Source organism: Candidatus Skiveiella danica (assembly GCF_022705245.1).
Taxonomy (GTDB): Bacteria; Pseudomonadota; Gammaproteobacteria; order Burkholderiales; family Burkholderiaceae_C; genus Skiveiella; species Skiveiella danica.
In genome coordinates this window covers 318-635 of the sequence record NZ_JAKJEW010000132.1, presented here as the reverse complement: position 1 = coordinate 635, position 318 = coordinate 318, and the positions used below count along the sequence as shown (strand labels likewise).

At 66.0% G+C, this 318-nt stretch carries 1 protein-coding gene; it reads left to right on the top strand.

Annotated elements, in window-relative coordinates; genetic code table 11:
- Window positions 1-318: isoaspartyl peptidase/L-asparaginase (locus tag ACMUOY_RS20490; RefSeq protein ID WP_413894560.1), on the top strand; the 318-nt coding region annotated here is incomplete at both ends.

Sequence of the window (318 nt, the reverse complement as noted above, 5' to 3'; positions counted from 1 at the left end):
CAGGGACATCCACGGGCGGCACCACGGGCAAGCGCTGGGGCCGCGTTGGCGATGCGCCGATCATTGGCGCGGGAACATACGCTCAGAATGGTGTTTGTGGCGTCAGCGCCACTGGTACGGGCGAGTTCTTCATTCGCGTCGGCGTCGCCCGCGATATTTGCGCGCGCATGCAATTCAATGGCGAAAGCGCGCAAGAGGCGGCGGATCACGTCATCGCCGAGGTCGGCGCGCTCACCAACGCGCGCGGCGAAGCGGGCGATGGCGGCGTTATTGTTCTTGACGGCGAAGGCCGGCCTGCTTGGGCGATGAACACACCCG